20 protein-coding genes are annotated in these 18,421 nt (G+C 69.3%); 10 read left to right on the forward strand and 10 right to left on the reverse strand.

The genetic code is table 11. The annotated features are described in order from the left end of the window. Window positions 1-28 precede the first annotated feature (28 nt). From mmsA to Q1A87_RS12720, 3 genes are read left to right on the forward strand one after another with little or no spacing between them, the layout of a single operon-like run. Window positions 29-1,549: a multiple monosaccharide ABC transporter ATP-binding protein gene (mmsA, locus tag Q1A87_RS12710; protein WP_299651896.1), complete on the forward strand. Its 1,521-nt coding sequence runs from the start codon at window positions 29-31 to the stop codon at window positions 1,547-1,549. A gap of 10 nt (window positions 1,550-1,559) precedes the next feature. Beyond that, entirely contained in the window at window positions 1,560-2,783 is a 1,224-nt protein-coding gene (mmsB, locus tag Q1A87_RS12715) for a multiple monosaccharide ABC transporter permease (protein WP_299651898.1), read from the forward strand. Between the two features lie 2 nt (window positions 2,784-2,785). After that, window positions 2,786-3,709: a Gfo/Idh/MocA family oxidoreductase gene (locus tag Q1A87_RS12720; RefSeq protein ID WP_299651900.1), complete on the forward strand. Its 924-nt coding sequence runs from the start codon at window positions 2,786-2,788 to the stop codon at window positions 3,707-3,709. Here the strand turns inward: Q1A87_RS12720 and Q1A87_RS12725 are convergent, their stop codons facing one another. The 5 genes from Q1A87_RS12725 to hisD form a co-directional block, all read right to left on the reverse strand. Next, window positions 3,710-4,840, reverse strand: a complete 1,131-nt coding sequence (locus tag Q1A87_RS12725) for a carboxylate-amine ligase (protein WP_299651902.1) — start codon at window positions 4,838-4,840, stop codon at window positions 3,710-3,712. A gap of 69 nt (window positions 4,841-4,909) precedes the next feature. Beyond that, a complete protein-coding gene (comE, locus tag Q1A87_RS12730; RefSeq protein ID WP_299651904.1) occupies window positions 4,910-5,464 on the reverse strand; it encodes a sulfopyruvate decarboxylase subunit beta in 555 nt (184 codons plus the stop codon). Continuing rightward, a complete protein-coding gene (locus Q1A87_RS12735) occupies window positions 5,464-5,961 on the reverse strand; it encodes a sulfopyruvate decarboxylase subunit alpha (protein ID WP_299651906.1) in 498 nt (165 codons plus the stop codon). The genes comE and Q1A87_RS12735 overlap by 1 nt, the downstream gene beginning before the upstream one ends. Before the next feature lie 37 nt (window positions 5,962-5,998). Then, complete coding sequence (locus tag Q1A87_RS12740) at window positions 5,999-6,982, reverse strand: alcohol dehydrogenase catalytic domain-containing protein (RefSeq protein ID WP_299651908.1); 984 nt, start codon at window positions 6,980-6,982, stop codon at window positions 5,999-6,001. 39 nt (window positions 6,983-7,021) lie between these two features. Then, window positions 7,022-8,329 carry a histidinol dehydrogenase gene (gene hisD, locus Q1A87_RS12745; RefSeq protein ID WP_299651910.1) on the reverse strand — a complete coding sequence of 436 codons (1,308 nt, stop codon included), beginning with the start codon at window positions 8,327-8,329 and terminating at the stop codon, window positions 7,022-7,024. 197 nt (window positions 8,330-8,526) lie between these two features. Here hisD and Q1A87_RS12750 point away from each other — a divergent pair, with 197 nt between their 5' ends. The 4 genes from Q1A87_RS12750 to Q1A87_RS12765 are packed head-to-tail and all read left to right on the forward strand — an operon-like array spanning window position 8,527 to window position 11,787. Then, complete coding sequence (locus tag Q1A87_RS12750; protein ID WP_299651912.1) at window positions 8,527-9,465, forward strand: AEC family transporter; 939 nt, start codon at window positions 8,527-8,529, stop codon at window positions 9,463-9,465. Then, entirely contained in the window at window positions 9,462-10,262 is an 801-nt protein-coding gene (gene fghA, locus Q1A87_RS12755; RefSeq protein WP_299651914.1) for an S-formylglutathione hydrolase, read from the forward strand. The genes Q1A87_RS12750 and fghA overlap by 4 nt, the downstream gene beginning before the upstream one ends. Then, window positions 10,259-10,888: an HAD-IA family hydrolase gene (locus tag Q1A87_RS12760; protein WP_299651916.1), complete on the forward strand. Its 630-nt coding sequence runs from the start codon at window positions 10,259-10,261 to the stop codon at window positions 10,886-10,888. Before fghA ends, Q1A87_RS12760 begins: the two co-directional genes overlap by 4 nt. Further along, a complete protein-coding gene (locus tag Q1A87_RS12765) occupies window positions 10,885-11,787 on the forward strand; it encodes an NAD(P)-binding domain-containing protein (RefSeq protein ID WP_299651918.1) in 903 nt (300 codons plus the stop codon). The genes Q1A87_RS12760 and Q1A87_RS12765 overlap by 4 nt, the downstream gene beginning before the upstream one ends. 70 nt (window positions 11,788-11,857) lie before the next feature. Here Q1A87_RS12765 and radC read toward each other — a convergent pair whose 3' ends face one another. Both radC and map read right to left on the reverse strand, forming a co-directional pair. Further along, a complete protein-coding gene (gene radC, locus Q1A87_RS12770; RefSeq protein WP_299651964.1) occupies window positions 11,858-12,568 on the reverse strand; it encodes a DNA repair protein RadC in 711 nt (236 codons plus the stop codon). A 71-nt stretch (window positions 12,569-12,639) separates the two neighbouring features. After that, window positions 12,640-13,473, reverse strand: a complete 834-nt coding sequence (map, locus tag Q1A87_RS12775) for a type I methionyl aminopeptidase (protein ID WP_299651920.1) — start codon at window positions 13,471-13,473, stop codon at window positions 12,640-12,642. A gap of 159 nt (window positions 13,474-13,632) precedes the next feature. Between map and Q1A87_RS12780 the strand changes: the two genes are divergently transcribed. From Q1A87_RS12780 to Q1A87_RS12790, 3 genes are all read left to right on the forward strand, one after another. Then, complete coding sequence (locus Q1A87_RS12780) at window positions 13,633-14,364, forward strand: molybdopterin-binding protein (protein ID WP_299651966.1); 732 nt, start codon at window positions 13,633-13,635, stop codon at window positions 14,362-14,364. Then, window positions 14,361-15,092 carry a GNAT family N-acetyltransferase gene (locus Q1A87_RS12785; RefSeq protein ID WP_299651922.1) on the forward strand — a complete coding sequence of 244 codons (732 nt, stop codon included), beginning with the start codon at window positions 14,361-14,363 and terminating at the stop codon, window positions 15,090-15,092. Before Q1A87_RS12780 ends, Q1A87_RS12785 begins: the two co-directional genes overlap by 4 nt. Window positions 15,093-15,195: 103 nt before the next feature. After that, window positions 15,196-16,161 (forward strand): OmpA family protein, encoded by a 966-nt coding sequence (locus Q1A87_RS12790; RefSeq protein WP_299651924.1) that lies wholly within the window; start codon window positions 15,196-15,198, stop codon window positions 16,159-16,161. Window positions 16,162-16,164: 3 nt separating this feature from the next. Here the strand turns inward: Q1A87_RS12790 and Q1A87_RS12795 are convergent, their stop codons facing one another. From Q1A87_RS12795 to Q1A87_RS12805, 3 genes are all read right to left on the reverse strand, one after another. Then, a complete protein-coding gene (locus tag Q1A87_RS12795; RefSeq protein ID WP_299651967.1) occupies window positions 16,165-17,070 on the reverse strand; it encodes a LysR family transcriptional regulator in 906 nt (301 codons plus the stop codon). Window positions 17,071-17,276: 206 nt separating this feature from the next. After that, window positions 17,277-17,633 (reverse strand): hypothetical protein, encoded by a 357-nt coding sequence (locus tag Q1A87_RS12800; RefSeq protein WP_299651926.1) that lies wholly within the window; start codon window positions 17,631-17,633, stop codon window positions 17,277-17,279. A 4-nt stretch (window positions 17,634-17,637) separates the two neighbouring features. Then, the gene (locus Q1A87_RS12805) at window positions 17,638-18,414 is read right to left on the reverse strand and encodes a DUF6478 family protein (RefSeq protein WP_299651928.1); all 777 of its coding nucleotides are present in this window, start codon (window positions 18,412-18,414) and stop codon (window positions 17,638-17,640) included. Window positions 18,415-18,421: the final 7 nt, after the last annotated feature.

The raw sequence follows: 18,421 nt of genomic DNA on the forward strand, positions 1-18,421 counted from the left end.
CGCGCCCGGAGCCCGAAGGACCCGCTGCATGACCACGCTTCTCGAGATGCGCGCGATCACCAAGACGTTCCCCGGCGTCAAGGCGCTCGACCGCGTCAGCTTCGCCGTCGAGGAGGGCGAGATCCACGCCCTCGTCGGCGAGAACGGCGCGGGCAAGTCGACGCTGATGAAGGTCCTCTCGGGCGTCTACGCGCACGGGTCCTACGACGGCGAGATCGTCTATGCCGGGGAGACCGCTCGCTTCACCGGCATCCGCGACAGCGAGGCGAAGGGCATCATCATCATCCACCAAGAGCTGGCGCTCGTCCCGCTCCTGTCGATCGCGGAGAACCTGTTCCTCGGCAACGAACGGGCGCGAGGCGGCGTGATCGACTGGCAGGGGACGTACCGGCGCACGGAGGAGCTTCTGCGCAAGGTCGGTTTGCGCGAGCCGCCGCAGACCCGGGTCGGCGCGCTCGGCGTCGGCAAGCAGCAGCTCGTCGAGATCGCCAAGGCGCTCTCCAAGGAGGTGCGGCTGCTGATCCTCGACGAGCCGACCGCCGCGCTCTCGGAGGCCGACAGCCAGGTCCTGCTCGACCTGATCCTCGAACTGAAGGCGCAGGGCGTCACCTCCATCATCATCAGCCACAAGCTGAACGAGGTGCGCCGCGTCGCCGACACGATCACCGTCTTGCGCGACGGCGCGACCGTGGCCACGCGCGACGCGGCCCATGCGGACGTCAGCGAGGACCAGATCGTGCGCGACATGGTCGGCCGCGACATGGCCGACCGCTACCCGCCGCGCGAGCGCCGGGCGGGCGACGTCCTGCTGGAGGTGTCGGACTGGACCGTCGCCCATCCGGAGGATGCGGATCGCCTCGTCGTGCGCGACATCGGGTTCTCCATCCGCCGGGGCGAGGTCGTGGGCATCGCCGGACTGATGGGCGCCGGCCGCACCGAGCTCGCCATGAGCCTCTTCGGAGAGAGCCACGGCCGCAAGATCTCCGGCGAGGCGCGGATCGGCGGCGCGCCCGCCGACCTCTCCACCGTTCGGCGCGCCATCGACGCGGGGCTGGCCTACGTCACCGAGGACCGCAAGGAATACGGCCTCATCCTCGACGATACCGTCGCGCGCAACGTCACGCTCGCCAACCTGCCCGGGGTCGCGCAGCGCGGCGTGCTGAGCGAGCAGGAGGAGACGGCGGTGGCCGAGCGCTACCGCAAGGCGATGAACATCCGCACGCCGCACGTGTTCCAGAAGGTGCTGAACCTGTCGGGCGGCAACCAGCAGAAGGTCGTCCTGTCCAAGTGGCTGTTCGCCGGGCCGGACGTCCTGATCCTCGACGAGCCGACGCGCGGCATCGACGTCGGCGCCAAGTTCGAGATCTACAACATCATCAACGAGCTCTCGGCGGAGGGCAAGGGCGTGCTGATGATCAGCTCCGAGATGCCCGAGCTCCTCGGCATGTGCGACCGCATCTACGTCATGAACGAAGGGCGGTTCGTGGGCGAGCTCTCCGCCGACGAGGCCAGCCAGGAGCGGATCATGTCGCTCATCGTGACGCATTAGGGGGATGTCCATGTCCGACACCACGACCCAACCCGACGACACGACCACCCAGGTCGACGAGCCGCATCACGGCCGCGGCTGGACGTCCTATATCGGGCACCACCTGCGCGATTACGGCCTGCTCTTCGCGCTGATCGCGATCATCGTGTTCTTCCAGATCATGACCGACGGCACGCTTCTGCGGGCGGTGAACATCACCAACCTCGTGCTGCAGAACAGCTACATCATCATCATGGCGCTCGGCATGCTGATCGTCATCGTCGGCGGCAACATCGACCTGTCGGTGGGCTCGGTCATGGGCTTCGTCGGCGCGCTCGCCGCGGTGATGATCGTGCAGATGCAGATCCCCGTCTTCGTCACCATGCTTGTCTGCCTCCTTGCCGGCACGCTGATCGGCGCGGCGCAGGGCTACTGGGTGGCCTATTGGTCGATCCCCTCCTTCATCGTGACGCTGGCGGGCATGCTGGTCTTCCGCGGCGCGTCGCTGTGGATCCTCGAAGGGCAGTCGGTCGGCCCCTTTCCGAGCGAGTTCCAACTCCTCTCCACCGGCTTCGTCCCCGATCTCTTCGGCATCGGGCGTCCGAACGTCACCGCGCTGGTGGTGGGCGCCGTTGCCGTGGGTGCGATCCTCTATCTCGGCCTGAGGACGCGGCAGCGAAACCGCGAATACGGCATCGAGGACGAGCCGACAGCACTCTTCTGGGTGCGCAACCTGCTCGTCGCCGGGGCGGTGATGTTCCTGATCTGGAAGCTCGCCGAGTTCCGGGGTCTGCCCAACGTGCTCATCACGATGGGCGTCCTGACGATCGCCTACGCCTTCCTGACGGAGCGGACGACGCTCGGCCGCCGCGTCTACGCGCTCGGCGGCAACGCCAAGGCGGCGAAGCTCTCGGGCATCGCGACCGAGCGGCTGACCTTCCTGACCTTCGTCAACATGGGCTTCCTCGCCGCGCTCGCCGGCCTGATCTTCGCGGCGCGCCTCAACACCGCGACGCCGAAGGCAGGCTTTGCGCTGGAGCTCGACGTGATCGCGGCGGTCTTCATCGGCGGCGCGTCGATGTCGGGCGGCGTCGGCAAGATCGTCGGCGCGGTGGTCGGGGCCTTCATCATGGGCGTGATGAACAACGGCATGTCGATCATGGGGATCGGCATCGATTACCAGCAGGTCATCAAGGGCCTCGTGCTGCTCGCCGCGGTGATCTTCGACGTCTACAACAAGCGGAAGCAGGCCTGACCATGCCCCGCGCCCTCGCACTCGTCGGGATCGGCGAGATCGCCCGAAACGAGCATGTCCCGGCCCTGCGCGACAGCGCCGCCTTCACCCTCGCCGCCACGGCGAGCCGGAACGCGGAAATGGACGGCATCGAGGCCTACCGCGACCTCTCGAGCCTGCTCGACGCCCGCGACGACGTCACCTGCGTCTCGCTCTGCATGCCGCCGCAATTCCGCTACGACGACGCCCGCCTGGCGCTCGAACGCGGCCGGCACGTGATGCTGGAGAAGCCGCCGGGCGCGACGTTAAGCGAGGTGGAGGCGCTGATCGACCTCGCCCGGGCGCGCAGCGTGACCCTCTATGCGAGCTGGCATTCCCGCGCCGCCGCCGCCGTGCCCGCCGCCCGCGACTGGCTCGCGAACCGGCAGGTGCGCCGCGTCACGATGACGTGGAAGGAGGACGTGCGGTACTGGCACCCCGGTCAGGACTGGATCTGGCAGGCCGGAGGTCTCGGCGTCTTCGACCCCGGGATCAACGGCTTTTCGGTGCTGACGGCGATCCTGCCCCACCCGTTGCATCTGAAAACGGCCGAACTGCGCTTCCCCGAGAACCGCGACACCCCCGTCGCCGCCGATCTGACCTTCGCCGGGCCGAACGGGCTCGAGGCGGTGGCGACGCTCGACTGGCTGGAGGAGGGCGAGCCGAACTGGGACGTCGAGATCGTCACGGAGACCGGCACGCTCGCCCTGTCGAAGGGCGGGGCCGAGATGGCCGTTGACGGGACGCCCGTGCCGGTCGGGGAGAACCGGGAATATCCGAACCTGTACGCCCGTTTCGCCGACTTGATCGACCGGGAAGAGAGCGACGCCGACCTCGCCCCCCTGCGCCATGTCGCGGATGCGTTCATGCTCGGCCGCCGCGTCGCCGCGCCCGCCTTCCATTGGTGATCAGAGGCCGGCGGTGAACTCGTCGGCGAGATAGGCCACGACCGCGCGCATCGCCTCGGCCTGCGACGCGCCGCCGGCCATCGCCTGGTCCCGGACCTTGCGCTGATGGTCGGCGCTGCTGCCCTCGGCGGCAAGCCCGCGGATGCGCGCGACTTCGGCCGGTGCGCCGAGCACCTCGGCATCCTCGCCGATCAGGTCGATGATGTCCTCGACCAGTTCCGACAGCGGCGCGATGCGTCCGGCGCCGAAATCGATCAGCCCCCCCGTCGCGCCGTAACGCAGCGCCCGCCAGCGGTTCTCCGACAAGAGGAACCGGTCGTAGCGGCGCCAGCTCTGGTTCTTCTGCCGGAGCCGCCAGAGCGCCCGCATCAGCGCCTGCACCGTCGCGGCGAGCGTCAGCGTGTCCTCCATCCGAGGACAGACGTCGCAGATCCGCGTCTCCAGCGTCGGGAAGTTCTCGGAGGGGCGCAGGTCCCACCAGATCTTGGAGCCGTCCTCGATCACCTTCAGATCGGCCAGCAGTCCGACGGACCGTCGCCAATCCGCCCAGCCCTCCAGATGCGGCGGCAGGCCGGTGCGCGGCATGTTGTCGAACACCGTCATCCGGTAGGAGGCGAGCCCGGTATCCTCGCCCTTCCAGAACGGGGAGGATGCGGACAGTGCCAGCAGGTGCGGCAGGAAATAGGTCAGCTGGTTGCACAGGTCGATGCGAAGCGCCTCGTCGGCCACGCCCACATGGACATGCATTCCGCAGATCAGCATCCGCCGCGCGACAACCCTGAGGTCGCGCGCCAGTTCCCGATAGCGCGCCTTCTCGGTCAGGCTCTGGTCCTGCCAGTCCGAGAAGGGATGGCAGGAGGCTGCGATGGGACGGAGGCCGTACTCCCCCGCAAGCTCCGCGACGGTACGGCGCAGATGCCCGAGATCGGCCCGCGCCGCGCCGATATCGTCACAGATCCCGGTGCCGACCTCGATCTGGCATTGCAGGAATTCCGGGCTGACCCGATCGCCCAGAGCCGACCGACAGGCCGCCATCAACGAATCCGGCGCGCGGGCCAGATCGCCGGTCTCGGCATCGGTGAGCAGGTATTCCTCCTCGATGCCGATCGTGAAGGCCGGTGCCTCGCCCATGCCGCTCTCCCCGTCACGCGTCCGCAGCACGCTAGCCCGTTCGCGGAGCGGGGGAAACGGAAACCGGCCTCAGCTCGCGACGGCCTGCATGAAGCGGTCGCGGATGACGACCGGATCCTTGGTGATGACCGGCACCTTCACGTTGCCGCTCTCGCACTTGCAGACGATGACCGTCATCTTCCGGCCGTCGATGGCCTTCTGCAGGACCTCGCCCGTCTCCTCCGCCCGGCACTCGACGACGTTCTCGCAGCCGCAGGCCTCGGCGACCTTGGCGAGCGACGTCTTCTTGCCGGCATAGGTCGGCTGGTCCCCGGTCGACCCGTAGGAGCCGTTGTCGACGATGAGCAGGATGTAGTTGTCGGCCACGTTGTTGGCGATCGTCGGCAGCGTGCCGAGATTCGTCAGCACCGAGCCGTCGCCGTCGATCACAACCACCGTCTTCGGCTGCGACAGCGCGAGGCCGAGCCCGATCGAGGAGGCCAGACCCATCGTGCCCAGCATGTAGAAGTTCGTCGGCTGGTCGTCGATCATGTGCAATTCCTGGCTCGGCAGGCCGATGTTGCACACGACGAGCTGGTCGCGGAGGATCGGCGCGATCTCGCGCAGGATTTCCGAGCGGATCATCAATAGCCTCCCCAGAACGTGGCATCGGTCAGGATCGCGACCGGCTTCGAGCTCATGAACGTGTATTTCAGGATCGCGTCGAGCTCGCGCACGTCGTCTTGCTTGTGGAAGTGGTAGGTCGGGATGCCGAGCTGCTGCAGGAGCGGCTTAGTGTGGATCGCCATCTCCGCCTGGCAGGCCACGGGCTCCATCAGCTCGCCGCGGAAGGAGATCAGCATCGGCAGCGGCATGCGGTAGAACTGCGTCAGGGTGACGAGCGTGTTGATCGTCACGCCGATGGCGGTGTTCTGCATGATGATGGCCGGCCGCTTGCCGCCCATGTAGGCCCCCGCGCAGAGGCCCATCCCCTCGTCCTCCTTGTTGGACGGAATGTGATAGATCTCCGGCCGGGCCTCGACCTCCTCGATCACGCCGCCGAGCTGCTTGCACGGCACCGTGGTGACGAACGCGATGTCGTTGGCGACGAAGTCGTCCACGATCTGCTTGCTGATACTCAAGGTTCCACCCTCTCCCCTCGGCCTCGGTCGCGGCGGATCACCACGGCTCCAGTATGATCTTCGGCGCGGCGACGGCCCCTGCGCGAATGTCGGCGAAGGCTTGCGCCCCCTCGGCGAGCGGTCGGCGTTCGGTCCAGTCGAGCGGACCCAGCCGGCCGTCGAAGATCGTCGTCGCCGTATCGCGGAAATCCTGCGCCGTATAGGTGTAGGTGCCGATGAACGTGATCTCCTGCAGCGTCATGCGGCGGACGTCCAACCCGCCCGTGGCCTCGCCCAGCCCGATATGCAGGATCACCCCGCCGGGCCGGCAGATCGCCGAGGCCGCGGCGCGGGTCGCGGCGTAGCCCACCGCGTCGACGACCAGATCGGCCTTCGCCGCCGCGTCCGGTTCGACCGTCGCGAAGCCGTCGATCCCCGCGAGCCGTTCGCGTCGCTGCGCGTTCGGCTCGCCCAGCGTGATCTCGGTCGCGCCTTGCGCACGAAGGGCCAGCGCCGCGCCGACGCCGATCGCGCCGCCGCCGATGACGTGGCATCGCGCCTCGGACAGCGGCATCAGCAACGCCGCCACGCCCAGCCGGACCGCGTGCCAGCCGCAGGCCAGCGGCTCCGCCAGCGCGGCGTGGTCGAGGGGGACGCCGTCCGGCACGGTGACGAGATTCTCCTCACGCATGGCGACGTATTGCGCGAAGGCGCCCTCCGCCGGCGGCAGGGAGATGATCTGGCGCTCGGGGCAGAGGTTGTCGCGCCCCGCCCGGCAGGCCCGGCAGGTGCCGCAGGACACGAGCGGGTTGATCGTCACGCGGTCGCCGTCGCGCGGCCCGCCCTCGATCATGCCCGCCGCCTCGTGCCCGAGGATGACCGGCGCGGGCCGGCGTTCGTCGTGACCGAGAAAGGCATGCATGTCCGAGCCGCAGATGCCCGAAGCGGCGATCCGGATCAGGTGCTGTCCCGGACCGGGCTCCGGATCGGGCGCATCGCGCCAGGTCAGCGTCTCGACGCCGTCGTAGACCAGAGCCTTCATGCCCCGCACCCCGCCGCCGGGCGGCTCGTATCGCGCGGGTCAGTCATGTGCGGACAGATCGAAGTTCTCGCCCGGGAAGTATTTGGCCAGCCGCACGTCGGCGGCGCGGGCATGGCCCTCCATCCCCTCGAGCCGCGAGATCCGCGCCGTCGCCTCCGCCACGCGACGGGCGCCGTCGCGCGTGGCCCGCTGCCAGGTGACGATCTTCAGGAACTTGTGGACCGAGAGCCCGCCGGTATAGCCCGCCGCCCGGCTCGTCGGCAGCACGTGGTTCGGCCCCGCCGCCTTGTCGCCGTAGGAGACCGTCGTCTCCTCCCCGAGGAAGAGCGAGCCGTAGCAGGTGAGCCGGCCGAGCCACCAGTCGAGGTCGCCGGCCTGCACCGTCAGATGCTCGGGCGCGTATTCGTCGGCGCAGGCGGCCATCGCCTCGCGGTCGGCGCAGACGATCACCTCGGCGTAGTCGCGCCAGGCGGCGGCGGCGTTGTCGCGGTTCGTCTCCGGCAGTTCCTCGATCAGCTTCGGCACGCGGGCCATCACGTCCTTAGCCAGCGCGCGGTCGTCGGTGACGAGCCAGACGGGCGAATTGTAGCCGTGCTCGGCCTGACTCACGAGGTCGGTGGCGACGACATGCGGATCGGCGCTCCCGTCGGCGAGGATCAGGCTGTCGGTCGGCCCGGCGACCATGTCGATGCCGACCCGGCCGAACAGGATGCGCTTGGCCTCGGCCACGAACTGGTTGCCGGGGCCGACGAGAATGCTCGCCGGGGCCAGGCCGAAAAGGCCGAACGTCATCGCCGCGACCGCCTGCACGCCGCCCATCGCGAGGATCGTGTCCGCCCCGCAGACCTGCGCCGCGTAGACGATGGCGGGGTGCACGCCCGCCCCGGGCCGCGGCGGCGAGGCCAGCGTGACGTGGCTGCAACCCGCGACCTTCGCCGTCGTCACCGTCATGATCGCGCTGGCGACGTGGCTGTAGCGTCCGCCCGGCGCGTAGCATCCCGCCGCGCTCACCGAAATCGCCTTCTGTCCGGCCACGAGGCCCGGCGCGACCTCGAACTCCATGTCCCGAAGCGTGGCCCGCTGCGCCTCGGCGAAGCGGCGGACGTTGTCATGCGCGAAGCGGATGTCGTCCCGCAACTTCTGCGGCACCCGCGCCTCGGCCATCCCGGTCTCCTCGGGGGTCACGATCACGTTGCCGCCGTAGCGGTCGAACTTCGCCGCGTAGGCCAGCGCCGCCGCATCGCCGCCCGCCTCGATCTCGTCGAGGATCGCCTGCACGGTCTCGCGGACATCGGCGGCGTCGGACCCGGGCGTCATCGTCGCCTTCTTCAGATAATCCCGCGTCATGTCGCTGCCCCTCGCGTGCCCGACGGCAAAGCACAAATGGCGCAGCGATCGCGGCCCACCGGTGATGGCGTCGTCCTCCCCGTTCGCGTCGCGACCGGGCGGGCCCGGAGCGGCGCGAATACCGCGATGTAAGCGTCCGGTCCGCGCGATGGCAAGGCAATATGGACAGCCCCGCCGGCGACCGTTAGCCATCGGCAATGCTCGCGATCTTCCTGAAAACCGTGCCGTTCTTCGCCCTGATCGGTCTGGGCTACGGCGCGGGGCGGACACGGTTCTTCACCCCGGAGGCGACGGCGTGGCTGACGAAGTTCGTCTTCTTCTTCGCGCTGTCCGCCATGCTGTTCAATTTCGCGGCGAACCTCACGCTGGCGGAGATCTTCGACCTCCGCATCGTCGCGGCCTACCTGCTCGGGACGACGATCGTCTATCTGATCGCCACCGCCGCCGGGCTGTTCCGGGGTCTTTCCGTTTCGGAATGCGCCGTGGAGTCGCAATGCGCGGTGATTGGCAATGTCGGCTTCCTCGGCATCCCGATGTTCGTCCTGCTGCTCGGACCGGCGTCGGCGGGGCCGATGCTGATGGTGCTGGCCACGGACCTCATCGTGTTCTCCTCGCTCATCGTCATCCTCATCACCGGCTCGCGCGAGGGGCGCGTCTCGGTGCGGACGCTGCGCACCGTCGGGCTGGGCCTCGCGACGAACCCGATGATCGTGTCGATCCTGGCGGGCATCGCCTGGTCGGCGACCGGCCGAGATCTCTGGACCCCGGTGGAGGAGTTCGTCGCGCTGCTCGGGGCTGCGGCCACGCCCGGCGCGCTCTTCGCGATCGGCGCCTCGCTCGCCGGCAAGTCGGCGGAACGGGTCTCGGTCGCGGCGTGGCTGTCCTTCTGCAAGCTCCTCCTGCACCCGGCCGCGGTCGCGCTCGCTGCGCTCGTCCTGCTGCCGGTGCGCGATCCGTTCGCCGCGACGGTGATGATTTCGGCCGCGGCATTGCCGGTCGCGGGCAACGTCTACATGCTGGCGCAGCATTACGGCGTGGCGCCGCAGCGGGTGAGCGCGGCGATCCTCGTCTCAACCGCCGTGTCGGTCGTCACCGTCTCGACGATCATCGGCCTGCTCACCGGGGGGACCCCATGAAGACCATTTCCGAGAACCGCTGCTTCGGCGGCATCCAGGGCGTCTATTCGCACGCCTCCGACGCGACCGGCACGGACATGACCTTCGGCCTGTTCATGCCGGAATACGCGACCGGCGCGGTGCTGTGGTACCTGTCCGGTCTGACCTGCACGCACGAGAACGCGATGACCAAGGCGGGCCTGCAGGGCTGGGCCGCCGAGGCCGGCGTCGCGCTCGTCTTCCCCGACACCTCGCCGCGCGGCGAGGATGTGCCCGACGACGAGTCCTACGACATGGGCCAGGGCGCGGGCTTCTACGTGGACGCGACCGAGGGTCCCTGGGCCGAGCACTTCCGGATGGAGCGCTACATCACCGCCGACCTGCCGGAGACGGTGTTCGCCTCCTTCGACCTCGACGACACGCGGCAGGCGATCACCGGCCACAGCATGGGCGGCCACGGCGCGCTGACGCTGGCAATGAAGCATCCCGGCCGCTACCGCTCCGTCTCCGCCTTCTCGCCGATCTGCAATCCGAGCGCGAGCGATTGGGGCATTCCGCAGCTGACCGCCTATACCGGCGACCCGGCGGCGCATGACGCGACGCTGCTCATCGACGCGCTGGAGATCCCCGTCCTGACGGATACCGGCACGTCGGACCAGTTCTACGACAAGCTCGGCACGGCGGCCTTCGCAGGCGCGCTGGCCGATGCGCGCAAGGAGGGGACGGTCCGGCTGCAGAAGGGCTACGATCACAGCTACTTCTTCGTCGCCACCTTCGCCGGCGCGCACATGGCGTTCCACGCGGAACATCTCGAATGAGCGGCAGCCCCGTCGAGGCCGTGATCTGCGACATCGGCAACGTGCTGATCGAGTGGCAGCCGGAGCGGTTCTACGACCGCGAGTTCGGCGAGGCCCGGCGCCGCGCGATGTTCGCAGCCGTCGACCTGCACGCCATGAACGACCGGATCGACCAGGGCGAGGTGTTCCGCGACGTCGTCTATGCGACGGCGGACGCCTGTCCCGACCACGCCGAGGCGATCCGGATGTGGCACGACCGCTGGCTGGAACTTGCCGCCCCGGTGATCGAGCATTCGGTCCGCCTGCTCCGCGCGCTCCGCGCCAACGGTGTGAAGGTGCACGCGCTGACCAATTTCGGGGTGGAGAGTTTTGCGCTGGCGCAGGAGAACTTCGACTTCCTGAACGAGTTCGACCTCACCTTCGTCTCCGGCCACATGAAGGTCATCAAGCCGGCGCCCGCGATCTACGAACGGGTGACGGAGCGTCTGGGTTTGCCCGGCAACGCGATCCTCTTCACCGACGACCGCGCGGCAAACATCGCGGCCGCGGAGGCGATGGGATGGCGCACGCATCTCTTCGACGGGCCCGAAGGCTGGGCGCGCCGATTGGTGGGCGAAGGGTTGCTGAACGAGGAGCAAGCGGCATGAGCATTCCCTTCATCGGTCCGGAGGCGGAGGCGAAGCTCGACTGGCTCGACCTCGCCCGGGCCATCGCGGCGGGGCACGACCTGCCGCGCGCGGAGATCGACGACACGTTCCTCTACCGCGATCCGGACACGCTCCTGTCGCGGGCGGCGTGGATCGACGGGCTGGGCGCGCTGGTCAAGACGGCGACGATCTTTCCGGGCAACAAGGCGCATGGCCGGCCCGCCATCGGCGGCGCGGTTTCGCTCTTCTCCGACACCGACGGCACGCTCGCCGCGATGCTCGATTTCGCGCTGGTCACGAAATGGAAGACGGCGGGCGACAGCCTGCTCGGCGCGATGCGGCTCGCCCGGCCGGACTCGAGCCGCATCCTCATCGTCGGCGGCGGCACCGTCGCGCGCTCGCTGCACCAGGCCTATTCCGCGGCCTTCCCGGAGGCGACCTTCGCCACCTGGTCGCGCACCGAGGCGACGGCGCGGGCCTTCGCGGAGGAAGCCGGGATCGAGTCGGCGACCGACCTCGAGACGGCGGTGCGGGCGGCCGACATCGTTACCTGCGCCACGATGGCGACCGAGCCTGTGCTCCGCGGCGACTGGCTCCGCCCCGGCCAGCATGTCGACCTGATCGGCGCCTACCGCCCCGACATGCGCGAAGCCGACGACGCGGCGCTTCGCCGGGCCGACATCTTCGTCGACGCCCGGGCCACGACGATGGACCATATCGGCGAGCTCAAGATTCCGCTCGCCCGGGGCGTGATCGCGCCCGGCGACATCCGCGCCGACTTCTACGACGGCGACGCGATGCGGCGGGAGACGGAGGACCAAATCACGCTGTTCAAGAACGGCGGCGGCGCGCATCTCGACCTGATGGTGGCGCGCTACATCCTCGACGCCGCGACGTGACCTCACAGGCAGCGAAGACATGCAAAGGCGCGCGAAGGCCGGTCGATGGAAACGGACAATCCCCGGTCGGTCAGAGAAGCCCCTCCGACCGGAAGGAGGTCTCGGCCCCCTTCCCGATGACGAGGTGATCGTGCAGCGCGATCCCGAGCAGGCCCGCCGCATCGCGGATCGCGCGGGTCATGGCGATGTCCGCCTCGCTCGGCCGGGGATCGCCCGACGGGTGGTTGTGCACGAGGATCAGCGCCGAGGCGTTGAGCGCCAGCGCCCGCTTCACCACCTCGCGCGGATAGACCGGTACGTGGTCCACCGTTCCCTGCGCCAGTTCCTCGTCGGCGATGAGAACGTTGCGGCGGTCGAGATAGAGCACCCGGAACCGTTCCCGGTCCTGATGCGAGAGCGCCGTCTTGAGATAGTCGAGCAGCGCGTCCCAGGACGACAGGACCGGCCGGTGGATCACGCGGGCACGGGCCATGCGATGGCCCACCGCCTCCATGATCTTGAGCTGCTCCACCACGGACGGCCCCGCGCCGTGCACCTCCGCCAACCGTTCGGCGGGCGCGGCCATGACACGGTTCAGGTCGCCGAACGCGCGCAGGAGCCGCTTGGCCAGCGGCTTCACGTCGCCGCGCGGGATCGCCCGGAACAGGATCAGTTCCAGCAACTCGTAATCGGGCATGGCCGCCGCCCCGCCCTCCATGAAGCGCTGCCGCAGGCGGGCGCGATGGGCGCGACGGGGATCCGGCTCGACGGGGCCGGCCGATCCTGCGAACAGGTCGGGCATCGGCGCTTCGTCGAGTTCGGGCTTCGGGCGAGTCATGCCGGACAGATCGACCGGCAGGGCTTAAGGCGCGGTTAAGCCCCCAGGGTCGGGTGGAAGCGGCCCGCGGGCGAGAGCGTGAAGATCTCGGCGCCCGTCGCCGTCACGCCCACCGAATGCTCGAACTGCGCGGAGAGCTTCTTGTCCCGCGTGATCGCCGTCCAGTCGTCGGACAGGACCTTGGTCTGCGGCCCGCCGAGATTGATCATCGGCTCGACGGTGAAGAACATCCCCTCCTCGAGCACGGCCCCGGTGCCCGGCCGGCCGTAATGCAGCACGTTGGGCGGGGCGTGGAAGACGCGGCCCAGCCCGTGGCCGCAGAAGTCGCGCACGACCGACATGCCGTTGCCCTCGGCATAGGCTTGGATCGCGTGCCCGATATCGCCGAAGGTCCGGCCCGGACGGATCACCTCGATCCCCTTCATCAGCGCGTCGTGCGTCACGTCGAGCAGCCGCCGGACGAAGGGCTTGGCCTCGCCCGCGACGTACATCCGGCTCGAATCCCCGAACCAGCCGTCGACGATGACGGTGATGTCGATGTTGAGGATGTCGCCGTCGCGCAGCTCGTCGCTGGAGCGGCCGGGAATCTTGCTGCCCGGGATGCCGTGGCAGACGACGTGGTTCACGCTGATGCAGGAGGCGTGCGCATAGCCCTTGTAGCCGATCGTGGCCGAGGTCGCGCCGGCCTGCGCCACCCAATCGGTGATGAGCCGGTCGAGTCCGCCCGTGGTGGCCCCCGGCACGACATGCTCGGCGATCCGGTCGAGCAGCTCGGCGGCCAGACGGCCGGCTGTGTGCATGCCCGCGAAATCCACCGCATCGTAGATGCGAATTCCGTCCCGTGTCAGCCTGCTGCGTGCGTCGTCCACATCCGCCTCCGTTCGATGGGCGCCATATAAGTCCAGACCCGGCCATTTTCCAATAGGACGGTCCAAGACCGCAGTGATGTCTGCGGCCCGGTGGCGGCGCCCGCTATGGCAGAGCCCGGTTGCGCGACCTATACCCACGTCGAGGACGAGGAGACCGCGATGCCCGACGCCACACCAAACCCGAATGCCGCGATGCTGGTGATCGGCGACGAGATCCTGTCGGGCCGCACGCGCGACGCCAACATGCATCATCTGGCCGGCCGGCTGACCGAGGCGGGGATCGACCTCAGGGAGGCCCGGATCGTGTCGGACGACCATACGGCCATCGTCGCGGCGGTGAACGCGCTGCGCGCCGCATGGAACCACGTCTTCACCTCGGGCGGCATCGGCCCGACCCACGACGACATCACCGCCGACGCGATCGGCGCGGCCTTCGGCGTGCCCGTCGATATCCGCGACGACGCCCGCGCCCTGCTCGCCGACCATTACGATCGCACCGGGCGCGAGCTGAACGATGCCCGCCTGCGCATGGCCCGCATCCCCGAGGGCGCGACGCTGATCGACAATCCGGTCTCGGTCGCGCCCGGCTTCACGCTGGGCAACGTCCATGTCATGGCCGGCGTGCCGAGCGTGTTCCAGGCAATGGTGGCCTCCGTCCTGCCGAAGCTGACCGGTGGCACGCCGCTCCTGTCGACCAGCACGCGGATCGAGCGCGGCGAGGGCGACATCGCCGAACCGCTGAGCGCGCTCGTGGCGGAGTTCGGCGACCTCTCCTTCGGCTCCTACCCGTTCCAGCAGGACGGGGTGCACGGCTCGAACGTCGTGATCCGCGGCGCGGACCGTACCCGGCTCGACGCGGCGACAGCACGATTGGCCTCGCTCTTCGCATGAGCGAGGGGGTCGCCGACCTGCCCGACGATGCGCGGATCATGGCGGCGATCCGGGCCACTTGGCCACCGTCGCGTCTCGAACGTCTCGGCCCGTTCGACCTGCCCGCCGAACGGACGGGAACGCGGCGCGCCATCTCCGCGCGACTGCGTCCGGGCGCCGTGGCCGGCATGGACGCGATCGAAGCGGTCGAGGCCGCACGGCCGGGAACGATCTTCGGCACCCGCGACGGCGCGGAGGACGCGCTGGCCGAACTCCTCGCGGCGCGCGACTATGCGGCCAGCGGTCTGTCCGACCTCATGGCCGGTCCGCTCGACGCGATCCCGGGCGAGGTTCCGTCGGTCAGCGGCGTCCCCCACTGGCCGCCACTCGCGATCTGCGACGCACTCTGGGACGCGTACGGCAACCCGGCCGACCGCCGCGCGCCGGCGCATCGTGCCCCGTCGCCCAAGGCGGCGATCCTGCTTCGGCTCGACGACCGGGCGGCCGGCGCGCTCTTCGTCGCGATCCACGCGGAGATCGCGGTCTGCCACATGGTTCTCACGCTCCCCGACATGCGCCGGCGCGGCGTCGGCCACCTCGGCATGCGCCATGCCGGGCGCTGGGCCCGTGCTCATGGCGCCCGATTCATCGCCCTGCCGGTGGAGGCGAGCAACACGGCGGCGGTCGCGCTCTATACCCGCGCGGGCCTCGTCCGCCGGGGCGGCTACCGGTACTGGATGCCGCGGTGACGGACCCGGCCCCTGCCCCTCCCGACCAAGGCGTGTTCGACCTGGTTCCGCGCGTTGCGAGGCACTGTCCCGGCCGGAATGCGGACATGCGAGCCTCTGCGACATGACGCACCGCAGGGCCTCGGCCATCGCGACGCGGCTTCGAACGCCATTGGCGGGCGCGTCGATCCAAGCGGTCGCGATCCTGCTCCTGTCGTCCCCGGCGGCACTAGCGCAGCTCGCCATGCCCTATCCCGGCGAGATCACTTTCGAGGAATCGACGCCGCTCGGAAGCCAGCGGGTCGCGACCGGCCCCTTCGAGGGGACGCTGCCTTTCGCGCGCGCGGAGGGAACGGTGTCGCAGCGGGTCTGGCGGCTCGACGCGCCGGACGCGACCGCGCTGCAGCTTCTGGCGCCGCTGCGCGACCAGTTGCAGGCGGAGGGGTGGGAGATCGTCTTCACCTGCCGGGCGGAGACCTGCGGCGGGTTCGAGTTCCGCTTCGAACTCGACATCGCGCCCGCCCCGGCGATGTTCGTGGACCTCGCGGTCTACCGCTATCTCGCGGCGCGGAAGGACGATGCCTGGACCACCATCGTCGCCAGTCCGTCCGGGGCCGAGGGCTATGTCCAGATCACGACCGTGACCCCGGCGACCGCTCCGGCACCGCCCCCGCCCGAGGCGCCGCCGGCGGCCGACCCGGTCCCCGACAGGACGGACATCGCCGCCGCGCTCGACGCGACGGGGCGGGCGGTGCTGGGCGACCTCGCCTTCGCGACCGGCTCGACCACGCTTCCCTCGGAGGAATACGAATCCCTCGCCGAACTCGCGGCGTACCTGCAAGCGCATCCGGAGACGAATGTGGCGCTCGTCGGCCATACCGACGCGCAGGGCTCGGGGGCGACGAACATGACGCTGTCTCGGCGCCGCGCCGAAAGCGCGCGCGCGGCGCTGACCGGGCGCTACGGCGTGGCGGGCGGGCGCGTGGAAACCTACGGGGCGGGCTACTTCACCCCGATCGCCCCGAACGACACCGAGGCCGGACGCCGCGCGAACCGTCGGGTCGAGGCGGTGATCATCTCCGTGCCGTGACGCTCACCAGAGGCCCGGCCCCTTGTCGCGGAAGCTCTCCACTAGGAAGTCGATGAAGGCGCGCACCTTGGGCTGCGTGTAACGACCTGGCGGGTAGACCGCGTAAATGCCCAGGCTCTCGGGCGCCATGTTCTCGATGGCCGGGACCAGTCGGCCCTCCCGCATCGCGTCGGCATAGAGGAAGTCCGGCAGGAACGCGATACCCAGCCCGCCCAACGCGGCGTTCAGGAGCGACTGGCCGTCGTTCACCGTCAGCCAGCCGGCCGAGCGGATATGCCGCTTCTCGCCCGACGGCGCGGTGAGCTTCCAGACCGAGCCGTTGGCCTGGTTCGAGTAATGCAGCAGCTTGTGCTCGTTCAGGTCGTCGATCCGGGTCGGCCGGCCGTATTTCTCGAGATAGGCCGGCGAGACGATCATCTGCTTTTCCGTCTCGGCCAGCTTGCGGGCGCGCAGCGTCGAATCCTCGAGCTCGCCGATCCGTACGGCGAGGTCGAAGCCTTCGGAGATCAGCTCGACATGCCGGTTGTTGAGCACCATGTTGACGGTGATATCGGGGTATTCGTGCAGGAACGTGCCAAGGATCGGCGAGATGTGGTTGACACCGAAATCGGTCGCGATCGAGACGCGAAGCGTGCCCGAAGGGGCGGATTGCATCGAGGTCACCAGGGCATCCGCCTCCCCCGCATCGTTGAGAACGCGCCGGGCGCGGTCGTAATAGGCCAGCCCGATCTCCGTGGGCGAGACCCGGCGCGTGGTGCGGTTGAGAAGGCGCGCGCCGAGACGTGTCTCGAGCGAGGAGACGTGCTTGGAGACCGCGGATTTGGAGATGCCGAGCTTCCTCGCGGCATCCGTGAAGCCGCCTTGGTCGACGACCATGGCGAAGGCTTCCATTTCCGACAGACGATCCATGACGCGACCCTTCGATCCGTTCCGATTGGCCGGCAAGATGTCGCCGAAATGCGGCGCAACCGTGCCCCGCACCGGTCAATCCCGGGATCGTTTCGGGATCAAAGCGGGGCAAGAAACAGTAGATTGTCTACGTTAACTCATTGATAATATAAGGGGCGGGATTGCGGCAGACAAGCTTCCGGCCCGACCCTGCCCCATTCGCCGAATCAACCACCCCGTGTCACGTGCCGTCGGAAGGCCGCCTTCAGCACCGCCAGCTCCGCACGCAGGGCGCCCAGTTCTGCGCGCAGATCCTCGGGAGCCTCCAACCCGGTGACGATTGTGACGCGATCGAGGATCTCGCCCCCTGCAACGCGAACCACCACCGTATGCGTGCCGATCGTCAACGGCGCCGTTCCGAGCGCGCCGGTCACCTGCCATCCCGTGTCGGTTGGTGCGATCGTGACCGGTCCGAGGACGCGGTCCCCCATCGCCAGTTCCAGCGGGGGCGGCGTGCCGGCGCCGGTCAGCAATCCGAGATAGCTGCCCTCGGTGATCGAGAGACGATGCAGAACCCAGCCCATCCGGTCAGAGATCCGCGCGTGGCCGGCGCGAAAGCACCAGATCGTCGACCCGCACCGCGTTCATGCCGGGATCGTCGAAGATCAGGTCGATCCAGGCCGCTTCCATCCTGGCTGGATTGATGTCCTGCAGGCCGAGGTCGAACGCACCGCCGACCTCGCCCGCCGGGCGGTCGCCGGGTGACAGGGCGCTGACGAGCTGCTCGACATTCGGGCCGTGGCGCAGGTTCAGGCGGGCATAGACCGTCATCGCACGCTCGCTCGCGAGCCGCGCCGACACGTCGATGAGGTGGGTCGCGCGCAAGGCCCGCGCCGCCGCGTCCGGCAGGTCCATGGCAAGCGACAGGAACGTCCCCTCGAAGCCCAGCACGTCGAGCGACAATGCGTAGGGCGCGGAGGACCGGGCCTCGACGCTGCGCCCCTGTCGCAACGTGATCTCCGCGAGCGGACAATCGTGGAACAGCGTGACGCCCGGAGCCAGCGACGTCCCGTCCCCTGCGCCGGCGATCGCATGCGGAGCCATCCGAGCGGACCAGGGCGCGGGACGCCAGCCCCACTCGGAGGGGGCCACGGCACCCTCGCATGCGGCTGCGTGATCGTGGAGCCGCGCCTCGGCCGTCGCGACGAGCTCCTGCGCGGCCGCCGACATCTCCCGCGCGGCGGGCAGGACGCGCGCAAGCGTCGCGGCATCCATCGTCCCGGCCTCGTCGGCCGCCCGCCGCCATCGCCTCCGGGCACGGCGCGACAGCAGCGTGTCGCGCAGGCCGGGGAGGCGAAGCACCATCCCCGCC

Origin of the sequence: uncultured Jannaschia sp. (assembly GCF_947494055.1) — a bacterium.
Classification (GTDB): domain Bacteria; phylum Pseudomonadota; class Alphaproteobacteria; order Rhodobacterales; family Rhodobacteraceae; genus Jannaschia.